Source organism: Aureivirga sp. CE67 (genome assembly GCF_015767245.1).
GTDB lineage: Bacteria > Bacteroidota > Bacteroidia > Flavobacteriales > Flavobacteriaceae > Aureivirga.
The window spans coordinates 355,892-376,485 of record NZ_JADOTV010000001.1 but is presented as its reverse complement, the minus strand read 5'-3'; the positions used below and the strand labels follow the sequence as shown (position 1 = coordinate 376,485).

At 31.8% G+C, this 20,594-nt stretch carries 17 protein-coding genes; 11 read left to right on the top strand and 6 right to left on the bottom strand.

What is annotated here, in order from left to right; all coding sequences use genetic code 11:
- Positions 1-161: 161 nt before the first annotated feature.
- The 3 genes from dnaK (at position 162) to I0K12_RS01635 (ending at position 4,596) form a co-directional block, all read left to right on the top strand.
- Positions 162-2,081 carry a molecular chaperone DnaK gene (gene dnaK, locus I0K12_RS01645; RefSeq protein ID WP_196885160.1) on the top strand — a complete coding sequence of 640 codons (1,920 nt, stop codon included), beginning with the start codon at positions 162-164 and terminating at the stop codon, positions 2,079-2,081.
- A gap of 289 nt (positions 2,082-2,370) precedes the next feature.
- Positions 2,371-3,678 (top strand): NAD(P)/FAD-dependent oxidoreductase, encoded by a 1,308-nt coding sequence (locus tag I0K12_RS01640; RefSeq protein WP_196885159.1) that lies wholly within the window; start codon positions 2,371-2,373, stop codon positions 3,676-3,678.
- A 174-nt stretch (positions 3,679-3,852) separates the two neighbouring features.
- A complete protein-coding gene (locus I0K12_RS01635; RefSeq protein ID WP_196885158.1) occupies positions 3,853-4,596 on the top strand; it encodes a T9SS type A sorting domain-containing protein in 744 nt (247 codons plus the stop codon).
- 194 nt (positions 4,597-4,790) lie between these two features.
- Here I0K12_RS01635 and I0K12_RS01630 read toward each other — a convergent pair whose 3' ends face one another.
- Positions 4,791-5,585: an EcsC family protein gene (locus tag I0K12_RS01630; RefSeq protein WP_196885157.1), complete on the bottom strand. Its 795-nt coding sequence runs from the start codon at positions 5,583-5,585 to the stop codon at positions 4,791-4,793.
- A gap of 533 nt (positions 5,586-6,118) precedes the next feature.
- Positions 6,119-6,718, bottom strand: coding sequence for an NAD(P)H-dependent oxidoreductase (locus I0K12_RS01625; RefSeq protein ID WP_196885156.1), 600 nt, complete (start codon positions 6,716-6,718; stop codon positions 6,119-6,121).
- Positions 6,719-6,816: 98 nt separating this feature from the next.
- On the opposite strand from I0K12_RS01625, the gene I0K12_RS01620 reads away from it, so the two are divergent.
- Positions 6,817-7,173 carry a winged helix-turn-helix transcriptional regulator gene (locus I0K12_RS01620; RefSeq protein WP_196885155.1) on the top strand — a complete coding sequence of 119 codons (357 nt, stop codon included), beginning with the start codon at positions 6,817-6,819 and terminating at the stop codon, positions 7,171-7,173.
- A 10-nt stretch (positions 7,174-7,183) separates the two neighbouring features.
- Here the strand turns inward: I0K12_RS01620 and I0K12_RS01615 are convergent, their stop codons facing one another.
- Entirely contained in the window at positions 7,184-7,549 is a 366-nt protein-coding gene (locus I0K12_RS01615) for a CoA-binding protein (protein WP_196885154.1), read from the bottom strand.
- A 223-nt stretch (positions 7,550-7,772) separates the two neighbouring features.
- Between I0K12_RS01615 and I0K12_RS01610 the strand changes: the two genes are divergently transcribed.
- Positions 7,773-10,166, top strand: coding sequence for an outer membrane beta-barrel family protein (locus I0K12_RS01610; protein WP_196885153.1), 2,394 nt, complete (start codon positions 7,773-7,775; stop codon positions 10,164-10,166).
- Positions 10,167-10,421: 255 nt separating this feature from the next.
- On the opposite strand, the gene I0K12_RS01605 is transcribed toward I0K12_RS01610, so the two are convergent.
- Complete coding sequence (locus I0K12_RS01605) at positions 10,422-11,429, bottom strand: 3-oxoacyl-ACP synthase III family protein (RefSeq protein ID WP_196885152.1); 1,008 nt, start codon at positions 11,427-11,429, stop codon at positions 10,422-10,424.
- A gap of 170 nt (positions 11,430-11,599) precedes the next feature.
- Here I0K12_RS01605 and I0K12_RS01600 point away from each other — a divergent pair, with 170 nt between their 5' ends.
- From I0K12_RS01600 to I0K12_RS01575, 6 genes are all read left to right on the top strand, one after another.
- Positions 11,600-12,040, top strand: coding sequence for a MarR family winged helix-turn-helix transcriptional regulator (locus I0K12_RS01600; protein WP_196885151.1), 441 nt, complete (start codon positions 11,600-11,602; stop codon positions 12,038-12,040).
- A 36-nt stretch (positions 12,041-12,076) separates the two neighbouring features.
- Complete coding sequence (locus I0K12_RS01595; protein WP_196885150.1) at positions 12,077-14,482, top strand: 3-hydroxyacyl-CoA dehydrogenase/enoyl-CoA hydratase family protein; 2,406 nt, start codon at positions 12,077-12,079, stop codon at positions 14,480-14,482.
- A 14-nt stretch (positions 14,483-14,496) separates the two neighbouring features.
- Positions 14,497-15,681, top strand: coding sequence for an acetyl-CoA C-acyltransferase (locus tag I0K12_RS01590; protein ID WP_196885149.1), 1,185 nt, complete (start codon positions 14,497-14,499; stop codon positions 15,679-15,681).
- Positions 15,682-15,711: 30 nt separating this feature from the next.
- Entirely contained in the window at positions 15,712-17,508 is a 1,797-nt protein-coding gene (locus I0K12_RS01585) for an acyl-CoA dehydrogenase family protein (protein ID WP_196885148.1), read from the top strand.
- Positions 17,509-17,648: 140 nt separating this feature from the next.
- The gene (locus I0K12_RS01580; protein WP_196885147.1) at positions 17,649-18,401 is read left to right on the top strand and encodes a class I SAM-dependent methyltransferase; all 753 of its coding nucleotides are present in this window, start codon (positions 17,649-17,651) and stop codon (positions 18,399-18,401) included.
- A gap of 12 nt (positions 18,402-18,413) precedes the next feature.
- On the top strand, positions 18,414-19,319 hold the full coding sequence (locus tag I0K12_RS01575) for a TIGR01777 family oxidoreductase (RefSeq protein ID WP_196885146.1): 906 nt from the start codon (positions 18,414-18,416) through the stop codon (positions 19,317-19,319).
- Here the strand turns inward: I0K12_RS01575 and I0K12_RS01570 are convergent.
- Both I0K12_RS01570 and I0K12_RS01565 read right to left on the bottom strand, forming a co-directional pair.
- On the bottom strand, positions 19,311-20,231 hold the full coding sequence (locus I0K12_RS01570) for a ribonuclease Z (RefSeq protein WP_196885145.1): 921 nt from the start codon (positions 20,229-20,231) through the stop codon (positions 19,311-19,313). The two genes, I0K12_RS01575 and I0K12_RS01570, sit on opposite strands and share 9 nt — an antisense overlap.
- On the bottom strand, positions 20,231-20,593 hold the full coding sequence (locus I0K12_RS01565; RefSeq protein ID WP_196885144.1) for a T9SS type A sorting domain-containing protein: 363 nt from the start codon (positions 20,591-20,593) through the stop codon (positions 20,231-20,233). Before I0K12_RS01565 ends, I0K12_RS01570 begins: the two co-directional genes overlap by 1 nt.
- Position 20,594: the final 1 nt, after the last annotated feature.

Genomic DNA, 20,594 nt, shown 5'->3' with positions numbered 1-20,594 from the left:
TCTATAATTTATAAATTTGATAAATGTCATATTGTCATAAAAAAAAGGGTGCGAAAATATTTTTATGCCAAAAAAAACAATTTTTTCGGATGGCATACATATTGACTAAATAGAGACAGTTATAAAATTAGAAATTAAGACATTTAAAAAAATATAGAATTATGAGTAAAATTATAGGAATTGACTTAGGAACTACAAACTCATGTGTTTCTGTAATGGAAGGAAATGAGCCTGTAGTGATACCAAATTCAGAAGGAAAAAGAACGACTCCTTCTATTGTTGCATTCATCGATGGAGGAGAGAGAAAAGTTGGAGATCCTGCAAAGCGTCAAGCAGTAACGAATCCACTAAAAACTATCTATTCTGTAAAAAGATTCATGGGGAACAAATACTCTGAATCTCAAAAAGAAGCAACTAGAGTACCATATAAAGTAGTAAAAGGAGACAACGATACGCCAAGAGTGGATATCGATGGTCGTTTATATACACCTCAAGAAATTTCAGCAATGACACTTCAAAAAATGAAGAAAACTGCTGAAGATTATTTAGGACAAGAAGTTACAAGAGCGGTAATTACTGTACCTGCATACTTTAACGATGCACAACGTCAAGCTACAAAAGAAGCTGGAGAGATTGCTGGATTAAAAGTAGAAAGAATTATCAATGAGCCAACAGCTGCAGCTTTAGCTTATGGTTTAGATAAATTAAATGAGGACAAGAAAATTGCAGTATACGATTTAGGAGGAGGAACTTTTGATATCTCTATCCTAGAATTAGGAGACGGAGTATTTGAAGTATTATCTACGAATGGAGATACGCACTTAGGAGGAGATGATTTTGACCAAGTAATTATCGATTGGTTAGCGGATGAATTCAAAGCGGAAGAAAACTTTGATTTACGTCAAGACCCAATGGCATTACAACGTTTAAAAGAAGCTGCTGAGAAAGCTAAGATTGAGTTATCTTCTAGTGCACAAACAGAGATTAACTTACCTTATATTACTGCAACTGCTTCAGGACCTAAGCACTTAGTGAAAACTTTAACGAAAGCTAAATTCGAGCAATTAGCACACGATTTAGTAGTTCGTTCTATGGAGCCAGTAGCAAAAGCATTAAACGATGCTGGATTATCTAAATCAGATATCGATGAGATTATCTTAGTAGGAGGATCTACTCGTATTCCAAAAATCCAAGAAGAAGTAGAGAAGTTCTTTGGTAAGAAACCATCTAAAGGAGTAAATCCTGATGAGGTTGTTGCGATTGGAGCTGCTATTCAAGGAGGAGTATTAACTGGAGATGTAAAAGACGTATTATTATTAGATGTAACTCCACTTTCTTTAGGAATTGAAACTATGGGAGGAGTAATGACTAAATTAATTGATGCGAATACTACAATTCCAACAAAGAAATCTCAAGTATTCTCAACTGCTGCTGATAACCAACCAGCTGTAGACATTCATGTATTACAAGGAGAGCGTCCAATGTCAAAAGATAATAAGACAATTGGTAAATTTCATTTAGAAGGTATTCCACCAGCACAAAGAGGAGTTCCTCAAATTGAAGTTACTTTCGATATTGATGCAAACGGAATCATCAAAGTATCTGCTACAGATAAAGCAACTGGAAAATCTCAAGATATTCGAATCGAAGCTTCTTCAGGATTAACAGAAGAAGAAATCGAGAAAATGAGAAAAGAAGCGGAAGCAAATGCTGAAGCAGATAAAGCAGAAAAAGAAAAGGTAGAGAAAATCAACGGAGCTGATTCAATGATTTTCCAAACGGAGAAGCAATTAAAAGAATTTGGTGACAAATTATCAGCAGATAAGAAAGAGCCAATCGAAACAGCTTTAGAAGAGTTAAAGAAAGCTCACCAATCTCAAGATGTTGCTGCAATTGATGCTGCAATGGAAAAGATTAACGAAGCTTGGAAAGTTGCTTCTGAAGAAATGTACAAAGCACAACAAGAAGCTGGAGCTAACGGAGCTGGAGCAGCAGGACAAGAAACTGCAGGAGCTAACGCTGGAGGTGAAGCTAAAGGTGACGATGATGTACAAGATGTTGACTTCGAAGAAGTAAAATAATTTTATTATCGATATAATTTCAAAGCCCTCAAAATTTGAGGGCTTTTTTTATGATTAAAAGAGTCCATTATAATTTATTTTAAAAATTTTATACGCTTTTTAAAAACTCTTTTTTGCATTTTTTTTCATCCATAGCGATGCTATGCATTCAAAAAAATACTTCAAAATAGAATTTTAAAAACCTAAAAATCTACTTTCAAATAAATTAAAACAGACTCTTAGTAAAATGCTAACAATTTAATAAGCGGAATTTCGTAAATTAATAAGCTCTAAAAATAGTTTATTTATTATGAACATACCAGAATCCGATTTACCAAGAGTTGTCATTATTGGAGCCGGATTTGCAGGCATTGCAATTGCAAAAGGCTTAAAAAATAAGGACGTTCAAGTAGTCCTTTTAGACAAAAACAATTACCACACTTTTCAACCACTTCTTTACCAAGTTTCCACTGCAAGTTTAGAACCAGATTCGATTGCATTTCCAATACGGAAAATTATAAAAGGTTTTAAAGATTTTTACTTCCGAATGGCAGATGTTTCCAAAATTAATTCTGAGAAGAAAGAATTAGAAACTTCTATAGGAACTTTGTCATATGATTATTTAATTATTGCTACTGGGTCACAAACCAATTTTTTTGGAAATAAAAATGTTGCCAAATACAGTATGGCAATGAAAGATTTGACACAATCCTTAGATTTGAGAAGTTTAGTTCTAGAAAATTTCGAAGAAGCAGTACTTTCCAAGAATAAAAAAAGGCGGAAAGAATTGATGAATTTCGTTGTTGTAGGAGCAGGACCAACAGGAGTGGAACTTGCTGGAGCATTGGCGGAAATGAAAAATAATATTTTACCAAAAGATTATCCAGATTTAGATTTTACAGAAATGGAAATTAACCTTGTGGAAGGAGCTGGAAAAGTTTTGGAAGCAATGAGTGAAGTTTCTTCTGCAAAAGCTCGGAAGTTTTTGGAAGAACTTGGAGTGAATATTTATTTTAAAACTTTTGTGTCAGACTATGATGGTGTGACGGTTAGCACGAATACAGAAGTTAAGTTTAATACAGCAACACTGATTTGGGCTGCTGGAGTAATGGGAGCAGCAGTAGACGGATTGGCAGAAGGATGTGTGATAGAGAGGGCGAATAGGGTGAAGGTAGATGTTTATAATAGAGTAGTAGGAGAAAAAGATGTTTTTGCTATTGGAGATGTAGCATGTATGCAAACGGAAGATTTGCCAAGAGGACATCCGATGATGGCACAACCTGCAATTCAGCAAGGAACACTTTTGGCTAAAAATTTAATTGCAACGATTGAAAAGAAAGAATTAAAGGCTTTTAAATATCATGATAAAGGTTCGATGGCAACTGTGGGAAGAAACAAAGCTGTGGTGGATTTAAAACGAATGAAATTCCAAGGGATTTTTGCTTGGTTTGTTTGGATGTTTGTACACTTAATGTCTTTGGTTGGATTTAGAAATAAAACAGTTGTTTTCTTTAATTGGGTATATAATTATGTTCGATTTGACAAAGGAACGCGTTTGATTGTTCGTTCTTTTAAACGAAAAAACAAGAAAGAATTAGAAGCCGAGAAGTTTGTTTGAAATATTTAAACAACAAAATATAGAGCAGTATTTATTAATGCTGCTTTTTTTATGTATCTGTTTTAAAAATTTAATTATTTTAGACTCAATAAATTACTTTGAAAAAATGAAAATGATGATTTGAAGAAAGGTAATTACAAAGAAATGTAAAAACTAAATTTAAATATATCTAAAATGAAAAAAATACTACTATTCATTTGTCTTATAAGTTTTATAAAAACAAATGCACAAGGCGAAGAAATATTAGGAACCACATGGATTGCTGAAAAAATAATAATAAATGGAGAAGAATTTATTGCTCCTGCTGAAAGTGAATCTAATGGTATTGCTAACATATATTTTTTAGAAAGTAATTCTGAGAACAATTTTGAAATCGGAATATTTACAGGTTTAATGAATATGCATGCTATTGTTGAATATAATTTCTCAGAAAATCAATTTACAATATTAGATTTTTATAATCTACTGAAAATGCAATTAAGAAATACGAATATCTATCCTTTTGAAGATGAATATACAGGTTTTTTTAAAGAAAATAATGAAGAATATAATCCATACATCTATGAGGAAATAGAAGAGAATGGAATTACGTATTTACACATCACAAACAATAAAGGAGACAAAGCAATCTATACTTCGGAAAACCTATCTGTTGTAGAATTAGAAAAGAAAAATTTCTCTATGTATCCAAATCCTGTGGTTGGAGAAAAAGTAACATTAGATTATTCTGGAAATTTAGATTTGTCTTCTGTGAAACTTTTAGACCTAAATGGAAAATTATTAAATGAAAAAGTAATTTTTAACTCAAAAGAAATCACTTTTTTTTTACCAGAAAATATAAAAGAAGGTGTTTATTTTATTTCTGTGATGGATTCTAAAAATAGAAGAGTTTTTGTGGAGAGAGTTTTAGTTGAATAGAATTAAAGATTCTTTTGTAAATAATATTAAATGGATGACTTGAATTAAGTTGCTGTAAGTTAGAGGTGTAAAAATACACACCCCTAGCCCCTCTCTCAAGAGGGGAACTTATAAGCTGTTGTTGATTTTAAAGTGAAATACTTTACTTTTGATATTTAAAAGAGGTTGTAAGGAGTTACAACCTCTTTTGGTTTTTATATTTCAAGGTATTTTTGTTTGATGAATTCTTCACCGTATTTTCTTTCTAGTTTTCTAACAATAAAATGTCCTGTTGCCATATCTTGAAAATGATCTAGGAACATTGTGTTAATTGCTGCTCCACCTGCTGCTCCAATAAGAGGGATTGCTTGACCAGCTAGTTTTTCTGTAATTTGAATAGAAAATCGTTCTGCAATTTTTGTGATAAATTTTAAAACAATTGGAGCGCCTTTTTCTGTAAGTCCTTTTTCGATGATGTATTTACTAGCTTCTGTAACAGATCTTGCAAGAGACGCACGAACTGTAAAATATCCAGATTGTACATTGTCGTCATTAATATTATTTCCTCCGAAAGCAAAAACTTCTAGACAGGCGAATTTTGTATCTACATCTGAAATAGATTCTCCATGTTCACGTGAAATATCGGCAATAGAACGAAGCATAATAGTTGTAGAAACTGGAAGTTCAACTGCTAAAGCTGGTAATCCGAAAAAACCTCCAACGCCACCACTTAGCGCTACTGCAAATTTGTGTTTTACATTAGAAGCTTTTGTACCTGGAACATCTTTCATGGTAAAAATCGCTCCGTTTGCTGCTTTCATTAATGAATCTACTGTAATGTTGCTTAATTTTCCTTGCCATTTTTTTGGTAAACTGTCCAATCCGCTTTCAATAGGTTTTCCTATGAAATTGGTGATTTTTGCTGCCAAACCAGGATTTTCTAATAATTGTTTTGCTTTTGTAAGTTCGTTTAGGTCTTCTGTAGTAATTTCTTTTTCTATATCTGTCATTTTCTTTGTTTAAAATTCAAAGATAAAGAAGATATTTTATTTCGAAATGGCTTAGGGATTGGAGTGAAAAGCTTTTATTTTTTTCAAAATTTAGTTTTTCTTTCAAAACGGAGGCGACCTTAGAAGCCCACGGATTTGTTAGAAAAACTTTTTTGAAAAATTTAAAACTTGTAGCGGAAAGCCCGACCTGAAAGGGAAGCTCCTAAAAGTTTTTGGTAATACAGAAAGTTTTGAAATCCTATTCACGTTCTTGTTCATTTTTTGCTTGTCCAAATCTTTAGATTCATGAATTCCTATTTAATAAAATAAAAATTGGATGAATAAAAAACGAACCAAAAAAGGACACTTTCATAACAGGTGTTTTTTTGACAACAAGGTCAAAAAACCGTATTTTAATTACTAAAATTCCTACAAGGATTCGGAATTTCTTAACGTAATTAAAATACTACACTCATTATGAAAGACCTTTGAATATCTTCGATTTTTGATTAAAAATTATTTTAGTTCTACTTCAAAAAGAGTAGAAATTTAAATTAAATAGATTTGATCACATCGTCAAAACATAATCTTTGTTTTGCTGTGATTGTTGGTTGGTTTGCATCATTTTCATCGCGATAACCAATTGCTACAGCGAAAAGTGGTGTATGTTCGTCTAATTTTAAGATTTCTGCATATTTTTCTGGCTCGATTCCTTCCATTGGTGTAGAGTCGATATCCATATTTGCACAGGCGCTTAAGAATACTCCAAGCGCGATATAAACTTGGTGCGAAAGCCAATTTACAACTTCTGTTTCTGGTTTTTCTTTTAAGAAAGCATTGTAATATCCAACAGCTCCTTCTGGAAGATTTTCGTTGATTTGTTTTTCGAAGAACGATTTGTTGTTGATAGTATTGAAAACAACTACATGACTAGCATCTTTGATTCTTTCTGCGTTGAAAAAAGAAGCATCGGCTAGTTTGTTTTTTGTTTCTTCATCAGACACGAAAATGAAATTCCATGGTTGGCTGTTAATCGAAGAAGGACTTAGATGAAGAATATGTTTTAGCTTCTTGATGTCTTCTTCTGAAACTTTTTTGGTGTTATCGTATTTTTTAGTTGTATATCTATTTTGAATATTGTTTAAAAATTCCATGATGAATGTTTTTTAGTTTTATACTATAAAAATTATAGTTGCAAATTTACGCTAGGTTGTATAATTTTGCAATAACGGTCAAAAAGGATAGTTTAAAAATGTATAAAAGAGGTGAGAAAATTTATCCGTGTTGTACTTCATTGACAATGGATTATATTGGAGGAAAATGGAAAACGGTAATTTTGGTTTATATCAAAGATTCGGTAAAGCGATATAGTGAGCTGAAACGAATGATGCCAACAATAACGGAAAGAACTTTGAGTTTGCAGTTGAAACAATTGGAAGAAGATGGTTTGATTTTGAAGAAAGTTTATAATACTAAACCACCTTTGAAGGTTGAATATTCTTTATCTGATTTTGGAAAAACATTGATTCCTATTTTGGATTTGATTGTGGAGTGGGGAGAAGAAATGGGTGAGGAGATTGAAGAAAAAAAGCCAGAAAATAATTCCTGACTTTTCACTTTTAAAACATATTTGTTCTTAACAAAACTAAGGTACAAGCTTTTTCCACTTGTATGTTATTTTCTTGAAGTAATTTTTCTAACTCTTGATTTTCAGATCCTGGATTGAAAATTACTCTTCTTGGATTTATTCTTAAAATTTCATCATAATACATTTTTTGATGTGCTGTATTTAGATACATAGTGATGGTGTCAATATCTTTCCAATCTTCTTGCGCTTCCGTGTAGATTTTTACACCTTTTACTTCAACTTCTTTTCCGCCAATTGCAAAAATTGTGAAATTTTTTTCTTGAAGCATTTCTATTGCTTTATAGGAGTATCTCATTGGATTTGAGGATGCTCCGAGAATTAATACATTTTGTTTCATAATACCTCTTGTTAAAGAATTGTTAAAGTAAAAAAAAATAGTAACATTCAAATCAACCTTGCGTCTTTTAGTCGTACACTTCTTAAAAATCTTACCATACATTTTACGAAAGGAATAGAGGATTAAGAGGCTTATTTAGAATCATTATTATGTATTGCAAGGTAATAGGTAATAAATAGGAAAAGAATTAGAATTTTTAGAACATAACAAACCAACACCAGAAATGAAAAACTTAATATTATTTTTTAGCTGCTTATTTATAAGCGTTGCAACATTTGCAAACGGAGAACCACCCAAGAAAGGAACAATTACAGGGAAAATTATTGATAAAGTAACGTCAGAAGCACTTCCGTATGTAAATATTATTGTGAAAGGAAAAGATGGTAAAATCTTGACAGGAGATATTACAGATGATAATGGGCAGTTTACAGTAAAAAATATTGTTTATGGAGATCTTATTGTAGAGTTTCAATTTATAGGATATAGAACGAGTACACACAATATTTCTTTAAATAAAAATAAACACGATTTTGGAACGATTCGTTTAGAAGAAGATACGGCACAATTGGAAGAAGTAGAGATTGTAGCAGAAACTTCGGAAACTATTCAGAAAGTAGATAGAAAGGTTATTAATGTAGGGAAAGATTTAACTTCTGTAGGAGCAACTGCTTCGGATGTATTAAATAATATTCCTTCGGTAGCTGTAGATCAGCAAACTGGATCTTTGAGCTTGAGAGGAAATGATAATGTTCGTGTATTATTAGACGGAAAACCAACAACTTTAAGTGTAGAGCAGTTATTACAACAAATTCCTTCAACTTCTATTAAAAGTGTGGAGTTAATTACAAATCCATCTGCGAAATACAATCCAGAAGGTATGAGTGGAATTATCAACATTGTTTTACATAAAAACTCAATGATGGGATTCAATGGAAATGTGAATGCAGGATATACTTATGGTAAAGGAAATCGTTTTAATGGTTCATTAGATTTAAACTATAAAGTAAACAAAGTAAACTTCTTCTTAAACTATGGAGCGAACAAAGGACTTTCTAAGAACGGAGGATATGTGAACAGAGCAGGAGAAGATCCAATTGATCAAGATTTTACTTTTAACTCAGACAATGCTTCACATTTGATTAAAGCTGGTTTAGATTATTACATCAATGAGAAAAACACTTTATCTTTTTATACAACACAAAATTTTATTGACGGAACTACAGATGGACATACTGCATTACGTTATTTAAATGCTCCAGAATTTAATACTTTCCAGTTAAATGATATTAACTCGGATAATTATTCTCAGATTTATAATTTAAACTATACAGTTGATTTTAATGAAAAAGGACACAATTTAGATTTTGAAGCTAACTATAGTAGATCAGATAATACGGAATATGCTGTTTATGATGAGTTAAATTTTCCAACAAACGGAACTTTAAACTTCATTAATGATATTGATAAAAAAGGAGAAAATTTAATTGTAAACTTAGATTATACGTTACCACTTTCTGAGAGTTCAAAATTAGAATTAGGAGTAGAGTCAAGAACACAAAAGTCGGATGATAATAACATCACAACGCAGTTAAGCGAATCAGGAGAGCCTTTAGATGATAAATTCTTTAAATATAACAGATATATCAACTCTGCGTATTTCAACTATAATGTTGCATTTTCTGAAAAATTAATGGCACAAGTTGGAGCTCGTTTTGAGAAATATGATGTAGAAGCTGAATTAAATAATGAGAAAATTTATGAAGATGATTATTTTACAGTATATCCATCAGCTTTCTTTACGTTTAATCAATCAGATAAAAATCAATTCCAATTAAGCTATAGCTATAGAGTTGACAGACCATCTTTAGGACAAGTAAATCCTATTAGAGAATTTTCTACACCAATTATCATTTCAGTTGGTAACCCTGAGTTAGATCCTCAGTTTACAAATTCTGTAGAATTAAATTATACAAGAAGATTAAAGAAAGGATCGATTACTGCTGGAGTTTTCTATAGATTAATTACAGATAATATTTCTAGAACTGTAGTAAAAGATGCTGTTGATCCAACGAAATTGATTTTATCTTATAATAATATTGGAGATAATAATGCTTACGGTTTTGAGTTTTCAGGATATTATAGATTAGCAAAATGGTGGACATTAAACGGAAGTGTTAACTTATACCAAAACACAGAAAAAGGTGTTGTAGCATTACAAAATGCTGAGGTAGACAACTTAGCTTTCGAATCAAGACTTAGTAACTCATTCAAAGCTTCAAAAAGATTAAGATTCCAATTAACAGGATTCTACAGAGGAGCAAACAAGAGTTTACAATTTAATACAAAGCCAATGTATGGAGTAAATACAGGAGCTAGATATACAGTATTAGACGGAAAAGGTACTATTAGTGCAAACTTTAATGATATTTTCAACACAATGCGATTTGCTTTTGAACCAGGAAAATTAAGTCCATATCCACAAACTGGAGAGTTCAGATGGCCAAGTCACACAGCATATATCGGATTCTCTTACAGATTTGGAGGAGGAAAGAATAAAGCAAGACAAAGAAAATATAGAGATAACAACGAAACTAGAGGTAGTGGAGGAATGTTCTAAAATTTGTTAAAGTTTTGCTAAAGAGTATACTAAAAGAATTAAATGTAAGTTATCCTATATAATTTAACACCGAAAAAATTTTAAAAAAAGAAAAAGTAACATTAAACAGAAATTATATGGACATATAGATAAAGATTATAACTTATTTGAATTATTTGTTTTTTTATGCTAAATAAGCATTTTGGTTAATCGAAAAAGAGGTTGCGTTTTTAAAACACAACCTCTTTTCTATTTAATATTATTTTCTAGTAAAAATTACCAACGAATCACAGCACTTGCCCAAGTGAATCCACTTCCGAAAGCAGCAAGAACTACTAAATCATTTTCTTTAATTTTTCCAGTTTCCCAAGCTTCTGTTAATGCAATTACAACGGATGCTGCAGTAGTATTTCCATATTTCATAATGTTGTTGAAAACTTGATCATTTCCTAATCCGAATTTCTTCTGGATAAATTGTGCAATTCTCAAGTTAGCTTGATGTGGAATCAACATATCAATATCCGTAGGTTTCAGATTATTGGTCATTAATCCTTCCATAATTACTTCAGAAAAACGAACAACTGCATGTTTGAAAACAAATTGTCCATCCATATATGGATAATAAGAAATATCTTCAGGATTATTTTCTTCTAAAATTTTTGGTACCCAATGTCTGATACTTGGACCTTTTACCATTAATTTTTCAGCATATTTTCCTTCCGAATGTAAATGTGTAGAAAGTACACCTTTATTATTATCTTCTGTTCTAGATAAAACTGCTGCTCCTGCTCCGTCACCAAAAATTACAGCTACATTTCTTCCTCTTGTAGTTTTATCTAATCCTCCCGAATGAAATTCTGAACCAATAACTAAAACATTTTTATACATTCCAGTTTTGATAAATTGATCTGCAACAGAAATTCCATAAACAAAACCAGAACATTGATTACGGATATCTAAAGCACCAACAGTTGGCATCTCTAACATATCTTGAATTTGTACTCCACCACCTGGAAAATAATAATCCGGGCTTAAAGTAGCAAAAACAATAAAATCAATATCGTCTTTTGTTAATCCTGCTCTTTCAATCGCAATTTTGGCAGCTTTTGCTCCCATTGTTGCAGTAGTATCTTCACTTCCTTCTTTGATCCATCTTCTTTCTTTTATTCCAGTTCTTTCTTGAATCCATTCATCATTTGTATCCATCATTTTGGATAAGTCGTCATTTGTTACTATGTTGTCAGGAACATAATATCCTAATCCTGTAATTTTCGAATTGTACATAGGCGTCGGTTTTTGTATTTTTCTAAAAATAGAAAATTAATATGATATGAAAAATGATTTTAGTATTTTTAAGTTATTAACAAAATTTTAGGATAGGGTTTAACAGTCTATTAAAATAACGTGTAAAAATTATTATGCTTGCATAGTAATTTTTTATTATATTTGGAACTATGCGAAAAGAAGAAACTATTGATTATTGTCTCAGAACTACATGGCAGTCGCTTTGTAAGATGTATAATGAGCAAGCTTCGAAGTATGATACGACCATGACAACTGCTTTTGTGTTGTTAAGTATCGATAGAAATAACGGAACACGATCTACGGATTTGGGACCAAAATTAGGAATGGAACCAACAAGTCTTTCTCGAACATTAAAAGATATGGAAGGAAGAGAATTGATTTTTCGAGAAAAAAATCCGAAAGACAAAAGAAGTGTTTTAATCAAGTTAACAGATTTGGGAGTTGAGAAAAGAGAGCTTTCCAAAACGTATGTTTTAAAATTTAATGATACAATCAAAGAACATATTTCAGATGAAAAGCTGAAACATTTTTTTGAAGTTTCCGAAGAAATAAATCGATTGATTGTAGATAAATTAATTTTCGATGAATAATTATAAAAAAACTTATCACCATATAATAACCATTTTATGAAAAAAAGATCTATAAAGAAAGTTGCAATTATAGGATCAGGAATAATGGGATCAGGAATTGCTTGTCACTTTGCCAATATTGGTGTACAAGTGTTGTTGTTAGATATAGTTCCGAGAGAGCTTACCGAGATTGAAAAGAAAAAAGGTCAGTCTTTGGAGGATAAAGTTGTTCGAGACAGAATTGTAAACGAGCACTTAAAAAATGCTTTAAAATCAAACCCATCTCCAATTTATCATAAATCTTTTGCAGAGCGTATCGAAACTGGAAATACGGAAGATGATATGCACAAAATTGCTGAAGTAGATTGGATTATTGAGGTGGTAACAGAGCAATTGAAAATCAAAAATATTGTTTTTGAACAAATTGAAAAATATAGAAAGAAAGGAACGATTGTTACTTCAAATACTTCAGGAATTCCAATTCATTTGATGAGTCAAGGAAGAAGTGAAGATTTTCAAGAACATTTTGCAGTAACACATTTCTTCAATCCCCCAAGATATTTACGATTATTTGAAGTTGTTCCAAGTCCAAAGTGTAAACCAGAAATTGTAGATTTCTTGATGCATTATGGAGATAAATTTTTAGGAAAAACTTCTGTTTTAGCAAAAGATACACCAGCATTTATTGGAAACCGAATCGGAGTTTTTGGAATCATGAGTATTCTGAAAACTGTAAAAGATTTGGATATGACAATCGAGGAAGTTGATAAGTTGACTGGGCCATTAATTGGTCGTCCGAAATCGGCAACTTTCCGAACAGTTGATGTTGTTGGTTTAGATACTTTAGTGCATACAATTAAAGGAATTGCTGACAATGTGAAAGAAGATGAGATGGCAGATTTATTTGAAGTGCCAGAATTCATCCATAAAATGGTAGAGAAAAATCTTTTAGGTTCAAAAACAAAACAAGGATTTTATAAGAAAGTAACGAATGAAGCTGGGAAAAAAGAGATTCTTTCTTTAGACTTAAATACTTTAGAATATCGTCCAAAGAAATCTGCAAAATTTGCTACCCTAGAGCTTACGAAAAATATTGATGATGTTTTAGAAAGATTTCCAATTTTAGTGAAAGGAAAAGACAAAGCAGGAGAGTTTTTTAGAAAAACTCTAGCGATGTTATTTGCTTATGTTTCCAATAGAATTCCAGAAATTTCAGATGAACTTTATCGAATTGATGATGCTGTAAAAGCTGGATTTGGTTGGGAAAATGGACCATTTGAACTTTGGGATGCAGTTGGTGTAGAAAAATCTTTAGCTTGGATGAAAGAAGAAGGATTTACACCAAATAATTGGGTAAACGATATGTTAGCTTCTGGTGTTTCTTCTTTTTATTCTGTAGAAAATGGAGAAAAGAAATACTATGATATTAAATCAAAATCTTACCAGAAAATTGCCAATCAAGAAGGTTTCTTAATCTTAAATAATATAAGAGAAACCAAAACGATTTGGGAAAACAAAGAAGCACAAATCCAACATTTAGGAGATGGAGTTTTAAACTTAGAATTCCGTTCAAAAATGAATACACTTGGAGCTGGAGTTTTACAAGGAATTAATAAAGCGATTGATTTAGCAGAAACAGAATATGAAGCTGTGATTTTAGGAAATCAAGCGCAGCATTTTTCTGTAGGAGCAAATTTAGCAATGGCTTTTATGATGGCAATTGAGCAAGAATATGACGAATTGGATTATAGCATTCGTTTCTTCCAAAATACGGTGATGCGTCTTCGTTATTCTTCTATACCAACAATTGTAGCTCCACATGGAATGACACTTGGAGGAGGATGTGAGTTGACTTTACATGCTGACAAAGTTGTTGCAGCTGCAGAAACTTATATTGGTTTAGTTGAATTTGGAGTTGGATTAATTCCAGCTGGAGGAGGAACAAAAGAAATGGTTCGAAGAACTTCAGAATTGTTCCAAAAAGATGATGTGCAACTAAATCGTTTAAGAGAAAGTTTTATCAATATAGCGATGGCAAAAGTTGCAACTTCTGCTTATGAAGCACAAGATTTTAATTATATCCAAAAAAATAAAGACATTATTGTTGTAAATAAAGATCGACAGCTAGCAACTGCAAAACGTTATGCTTTACAGATGTTAGAAGATGGATATACACAACCAGTACCAGAAAAAGTGGAGGTTCTTGGACAACAAGCTTTAGGAATGTTCTTGGTTGGAACAGATAGTTTACAAAAAGGAAATTTTGCATCTGAACATGATAAATTGATTGCAAATAAACTTGCTTATGTAATGTCTGGAGGAGATTTATCTGAAAAATCAAAAGTTTCAGAGCAATACTTATTAAATCTAGAAAGAGAAGCTTTCCTTTCACTTCTTACAGAAAGAAAAACATTAGAGCGAATTCAACATACATTGAAAACAGGAAAGCCATTACGTAACTAAAATTTAAGCTGAAAATGAAAACTGCATATATAGTAAAAGCATATAGAACAGCCGTTGGAAAAGCTCCTAGAGGTTTGTTTCGATTCAAACGACCTGACGAATTGGCTGCGGAAACGATTCAATATTTATTGAGTAAAGTTCCTGAATTAGATAAAACAAGAATCGATGATGTAATTGTTGGAAATGCAATGCCAGAAGCAGAGCAAGGTCTAAACATGGGAAGATTGGTTTCTTTGATGGGATTAGATATCGACGATGTTCCAGGAATGACTGTAAATAGATATTGTGCTTCAGGTTTGGAAACAATCAGTCTGGCTGTTTCTAAGATTCAATCAGGATTTGCAGATTGTATTATTGCTGGAGGAGCTGAAAGTATGAGTTATATTCCAATGGGAGGTTATAAACCTGTTCCAGATTATAAAGCTGCAAAAGAAGGACATGAAGATTATTATTGGGGAATGGGATTAACAGCAGAAGCTGTTGCAAAAAAATACAATGTTTCTCGTGAAGATCAAGATTTATTTGCTTTCAATTCACATCAAAAAGCTTTAAATGCTTTGAAAGAAGGAAAATTTGTTGATGATATTGCACCAATTACTATCGAACAAATTTTTGTGGATAGCTCGGATAAAAGACAAACCAGAACTTATACTATGGAAGTGGATGAAGGTCCGAGAAAAGATACTTCTGTAGAAGCTTTACATAAACTTCGCCCTGTTTTTGCACAAGGAGGAAGTGTAACTGCTGGAAATTCTTCACAGATGAGTGATGGTGCTGCTTTCGCTTTAGTGATGAGTGAAGAAATGGTAAATGAATTGGGATTAAAACCAATTGCAAGAATGGTCTCTTATGCTGCTGCTGGTGTTCCGCCAAGTATTATGGGAATTGGACCATTGAAAGCAATTCCGAAAGCATTGAAAATTGCAAATATGTCTCTAAATGATATTGATTTGATTGAGTTAAACGAAGCTTTTGCTTCACAATCTTTGGCTGTTATTAGAGAATTAGGAGTGAATCCAGATATTGTAAATGTAAACGGAGGAGCAATTGCATTAGGACATCCACTTGGATGTACGGGAGCTAAACTTTCGATACAACTTTTCAACGAAATGAAACGTAGAAAAAATAAGTATGGAATGGTGACAATGTGTGTAGGAACTGGGCAAGGAGCCGCAGGAATTTATGAATTATTAGACTAAAACTTTTCAAAACCTAAAAAATATAGAATCATGAGTGGCATTATCAAAGGTGGAGAATATCTTATCAAAGAATCTCAAATAGACGACATATTTACAGTAAATGAGTTTACTGAAGAACAAAGAATGATGAAAGAAGCGGTAACTGAGTTTGTAGACAGAGAACTTTGGCCGAATAAAGATCGTTTTGAAAACAAAGATTATACATTCACAAAAGAATGTATGCAAAAAGCTGGAGAACTTGGTTTTTTAGGAGTTTCTGTTCCTGAAGAATATGGAGGATTGGGAATGAATTTTATTTCTACACTTTTGGTTTGTGATTTCATTTCTGGAGCAACAGGTTCGTTTAGTACGGCTTTTGGAGCTCACACAGGAATTGGAACAATGCCAATCATTTTATATGGTACGGAAGAACAAAAACAAAAATACGTTCCAAAATTAGCAACAGGGGAGTGGTTTGGTTCTTATTGTCTGACAGAACCTGACTCAGGAAGTGATGCAAATTCAGGAAAAACAAAAGCTGTTTTGTCTGAAGATGGAACGTATTATTCTATTACAGGACAAAAAATGTGGATTTCAAATGCAGGATTTTGTCATGTGATGATTGTTTTTGCAAGAATAGAAGATGATAAAAATCTTTCTGCATTTATTATTGATTATGATTCAGAAAATCCGAATGGAATCACTTTAGGAGAAGAAGAACATAAACTAGGAATTAAAGCATCATCTACAAGACAAGTTTTCTTTAGTGAAACAAAAGTTCCTGTAGAAAATATGCTTTCAGAAAGAAATAAAGGGTTTAAAATAGCTTTGAATTCTTTAAATATTGGAAGAATTAAACTAGCAGTTGCTACTTTAGAAGCTGGAAGAAGAACTATTACGAATGCTGTAAATTATGCAAATGAAAGAAAACAGTTTAAAACTGCAATTGCAAATTTTGGAGCAATTCAACAGAAGCTAGCAGAGATGGCAACACAATGTTATGCTAGTGAATCTGGAGTTTATAGAACAGGAAAATATATTCAAGATAAGATTGATAGTTTAGTTGCTGAAGGTAAATCACATCAAGAAGCAGAATTGAAAGGAGCGGAGGAATATGCAATTGAATGTGCGATGTTAAAAGTATATGCTTCAGAAGCGATTCAATTTATAACGGATGAAGGAATTCAAATTCTTGGAGGAATGGGATTCTCAGAAGATACTCCGATGGAATCTGCTTGGCGTGATGCTAGAATTTCTAGAATTTACGAAGGAACGAATGAAATCAACAGAATGTTGACAGTTGGAATGTTGTTGAAAAAAGCAATGAAAGGAGAAGTTGATTTAATGGGACCTGCGATGAATGTTGCGAATGAACTTTTAGAGATTCCATCTTTTGATACTCCAGATTATTCGGAACTTTTCTCTGAAGAAAAAGAGATTTTAGAAAAATTGAAAAAAGCTTATTTGATGGTTGCTGGAAAAGCTGTAGAAACTTTTGGAATGGAATTGGAAGAACAGCAACAAGTTCTGATGGCAGCTGCGGATATTATGATGACGATTTATATGGCTGAATCAACCATTTTAAGAACAGAAAAAGCGATAAAACAAAATCCAGATAAGAATTTTGATGCTGAAATTGCAATGGCAAAAATCAATTTATTCCACACAGTAGAAACTACAAAAAGAAGTGGAAGAGAAGCGATTATTTCTTTTGCAGAAGGAGATGATTTAAGATTATTACTTCTAGGTTTAAAACGATTTACAAAATATGTAAACGAACCAAATATTTTTGCATTACAAAGACAAGTTGCAGAAAAAATAATTAAAGAAAATAAATATTGTTTTTAAAAAATAGATTTTGATAGTTCTAATCGAAGTTTAAGTTTTGTATATGAAAAACCTACTATTTTTAGTAGGTTTTTTTGTTTTTATTATTTAGGTTAAGAGATTTAAAATCAGTAAATTAAAATAAATTTAAATCTTAACTAATGAAAAACACTACCATGGAACGAGAGTTAGAAATTATGTATGATTTTTCGCTCGAAATACCTACAAGAAAATACGTTGAAGAACCTTCTATTTTAATGCATTTGGGAAATATACAAGGAAAAAAAATATTAGACTTAGCTTGTAGAACTGGACATTATGCATTTTTGTTTCAAAAACACGAAGCTGAAAAAGTAATTGGTGTAGATGTGTCTCCAAGAATGATTAATCTAGCAAACCGAAAAAAAAGGATGTTAGAAGTAGAAAACGTTACATTTATAGAAAAGAATGTGAAAAGTTTAGGGAAATTGGAAGAATTTGATATGGTTACTTCTATATTTCTTTTAAATCATGCTAGAACGGAAGATGAGGTAAGAAAAATTGCTGAGGTTATTTATGAAAACTTAAAGGAAGATGGAATTTTCTTGAGTTGTACTTTTAATTTTCACCATAGAGGATATATCCGAAACCGTTATAAAAACTACAAATTAGAAATAATAATGGATGAAGACGATTATATAAATGGTAGTCCTGTGAATATTGAGATTATTCCAGATCATCATGGAAGAATTTTTATTACAGATTATTTTATGAATCCAAGGATTTATGAGAAGGTTTTTAAAGAAGTTGGATTTAAGTCTTTCAAGTGGATTCCATTGACAATTTCTAAAGAAGGAAAAGAAAAATTTGGAGAGAAATATTGGGCGGAGTATATTGCATATCCTTATGATATTTTAATCAAAGCAATAAAATAGTTGGAAAAATTAATGGAAAAAATTGTAATTACTGGAGGAACGGGACTTATTGGAAATCGATTAGCAAAACTTTTGAGTGAAAATGGACATGAAATCTATATTTTGACAAGAAATAAGAATGCTAAATCAGATTATCAAACGATTTATTGGAATGTTGAAAAACAAGAAATCGAAAATGTCGAGATTCTGAAAGAAATTACTGTAATTATTCATTTAGCTGGTTGTGGAATTGCTGATAAAAAATGGACACCAAAACGAAAAGCGGAAATTATAGATAGTAGAGTGCAGACTGCAAATTTTTTGTATGATACGTTTAAGAAATTTCCAAATAAAGTGAAAACTATGATTTCTGCTTCTGGAATTGGTTATTATGGCTCTATTACTTCTGAGCATATTTTTAAAGAAAATGATCTGCCATCAAAAGATTTTCTAGGAACTTGTTGTACGCTTTGGGAAAAAGCTATTCATCCTTTTGAAAAACTTGGAATTCGCATAGTTTGTGTGAGAACAGGTGTAGTTTTAAGTGAAAAAGGAGGAGCTTTAGAAAAAATAATTAAACCAATTAAAATGGGGGTTGGTTCTGCTTTAGGAAATGGAAAACAGTATTTTCCTTGGATTCACATTGAAGATTTATGTAAGATGTATCTTTTCTTGTTAGACAATCAAAATTTGCATAGTAGCTTCAATGCGGTTGTTCCAGAATTTATCACTTCAGATGAATTTAATAAAAAAGCAGCAAAGAAACTTCATAAACCATATTTCTTTCCAAATGTTCCAAGTTTTGTGTTGAAATTAGCTTTGGGCGAAATGAGTGATTTGGTTTTAAAGGGAAGTCGAATTTCTTGCGAAAAAATTATGGATGCAGGATTCGAGTTTGAGTATCCGACAACAGAAAAAGCTTTGGAAGCATTATTTTAACTCAATAACTTTTCCTGTTTCTGCCAAAATTACATTTTCGAAATTATCTTGTGCCTCTTCTTTAAAAAGTTCTAGGTTTTTATAACGACCAGAATAATGCCCCAGAATAAGTTGACCAACATTTGCTTCTTTTGCTATAAGAGAAGCTTGTTCGGCAGTAGAATGTTTTGTTTTTTCTGCAACTTCCTCGTCTTTCTTCAAGAAAGTAGATTCGTGATATAATAAATCTACATTTTCGATGATTGGAATAACAGGTGGAAAATACATTGTATCACTACAAAAAGCATAACTTAGATTTTTTGGAGGATCTAAAGTAAGTTCTGAATTTGGAATAATATCTCCATTTTCCATTTTGAAATCTCTACCACGTTTTAAATTGTGATAATCACAGATTTCAATCTCTCTATGCTTCTTGATTTCTGTCATGTTTAACTTACGTTCTTCATTTGTTTTTTCTTTAAACAAAAAACCATTTGCATAAATTCTATGTTTTAGAGGAATGGTGTAAACTTCCACTTTTTTATCTTCAAAAAGCAAAACACTTTCTTTAGAATCTAATTCGTGAAAAATCAAAAGATAATTTGTCCAAGAATCAGACATTTTCAATTGCATGGTGATAAGCTCTTTGATTCCTTTCGGACCATAAACATGAAGTTCCGTTCTTCTATTTAAAAGACTAAAAGTAGAGATAAGACCAACCAAACCATAGAAATGATCACCGTGAAGATGTGATATGAAAATATGATTGATTTTTGAGAATTTGACTCCGTATTTTCTAAGTTGGACTTGTGTTCCTTCTCCGCAGTCAATAAGAAATAGGTGGTTTTTTATTTCAAGTATTTGAGAAGTAGGATGCGATTCTACTTTTGGTGTTGCAGAATGGCATCCTAAAATCGTAAGTTTTAAACTCATTATTTTATAATAATTCTTTTTGAAACAGACTGATCTGAAGTTTTAAGAGTGTAAAGGTAAACTCCTGATTTCAAATCATCTTTTGAAAAAGGGATTCGATTTGTTCCTACTTCTGTGTAAAGAACTTCTTTGTAAACAGTTCTTCCAAGAAGATTTTTTACAATAAACTCCATTTTTTCTCGTTTAGTAGCTGTAAACGTAATCGTAGTTTTGTCAACCAATGGATTTGGCGACGCAACAACTTTCGAAAAAGCAGGTGGGTTTACCGACATATTTTGTGCAACTTCATTTCGCCCGCTTTGTGCGAAAGTAAAAGTTACTGTCGTTAGTAAAAATATAAGTAAAAGTAATGTTTTTTTCATA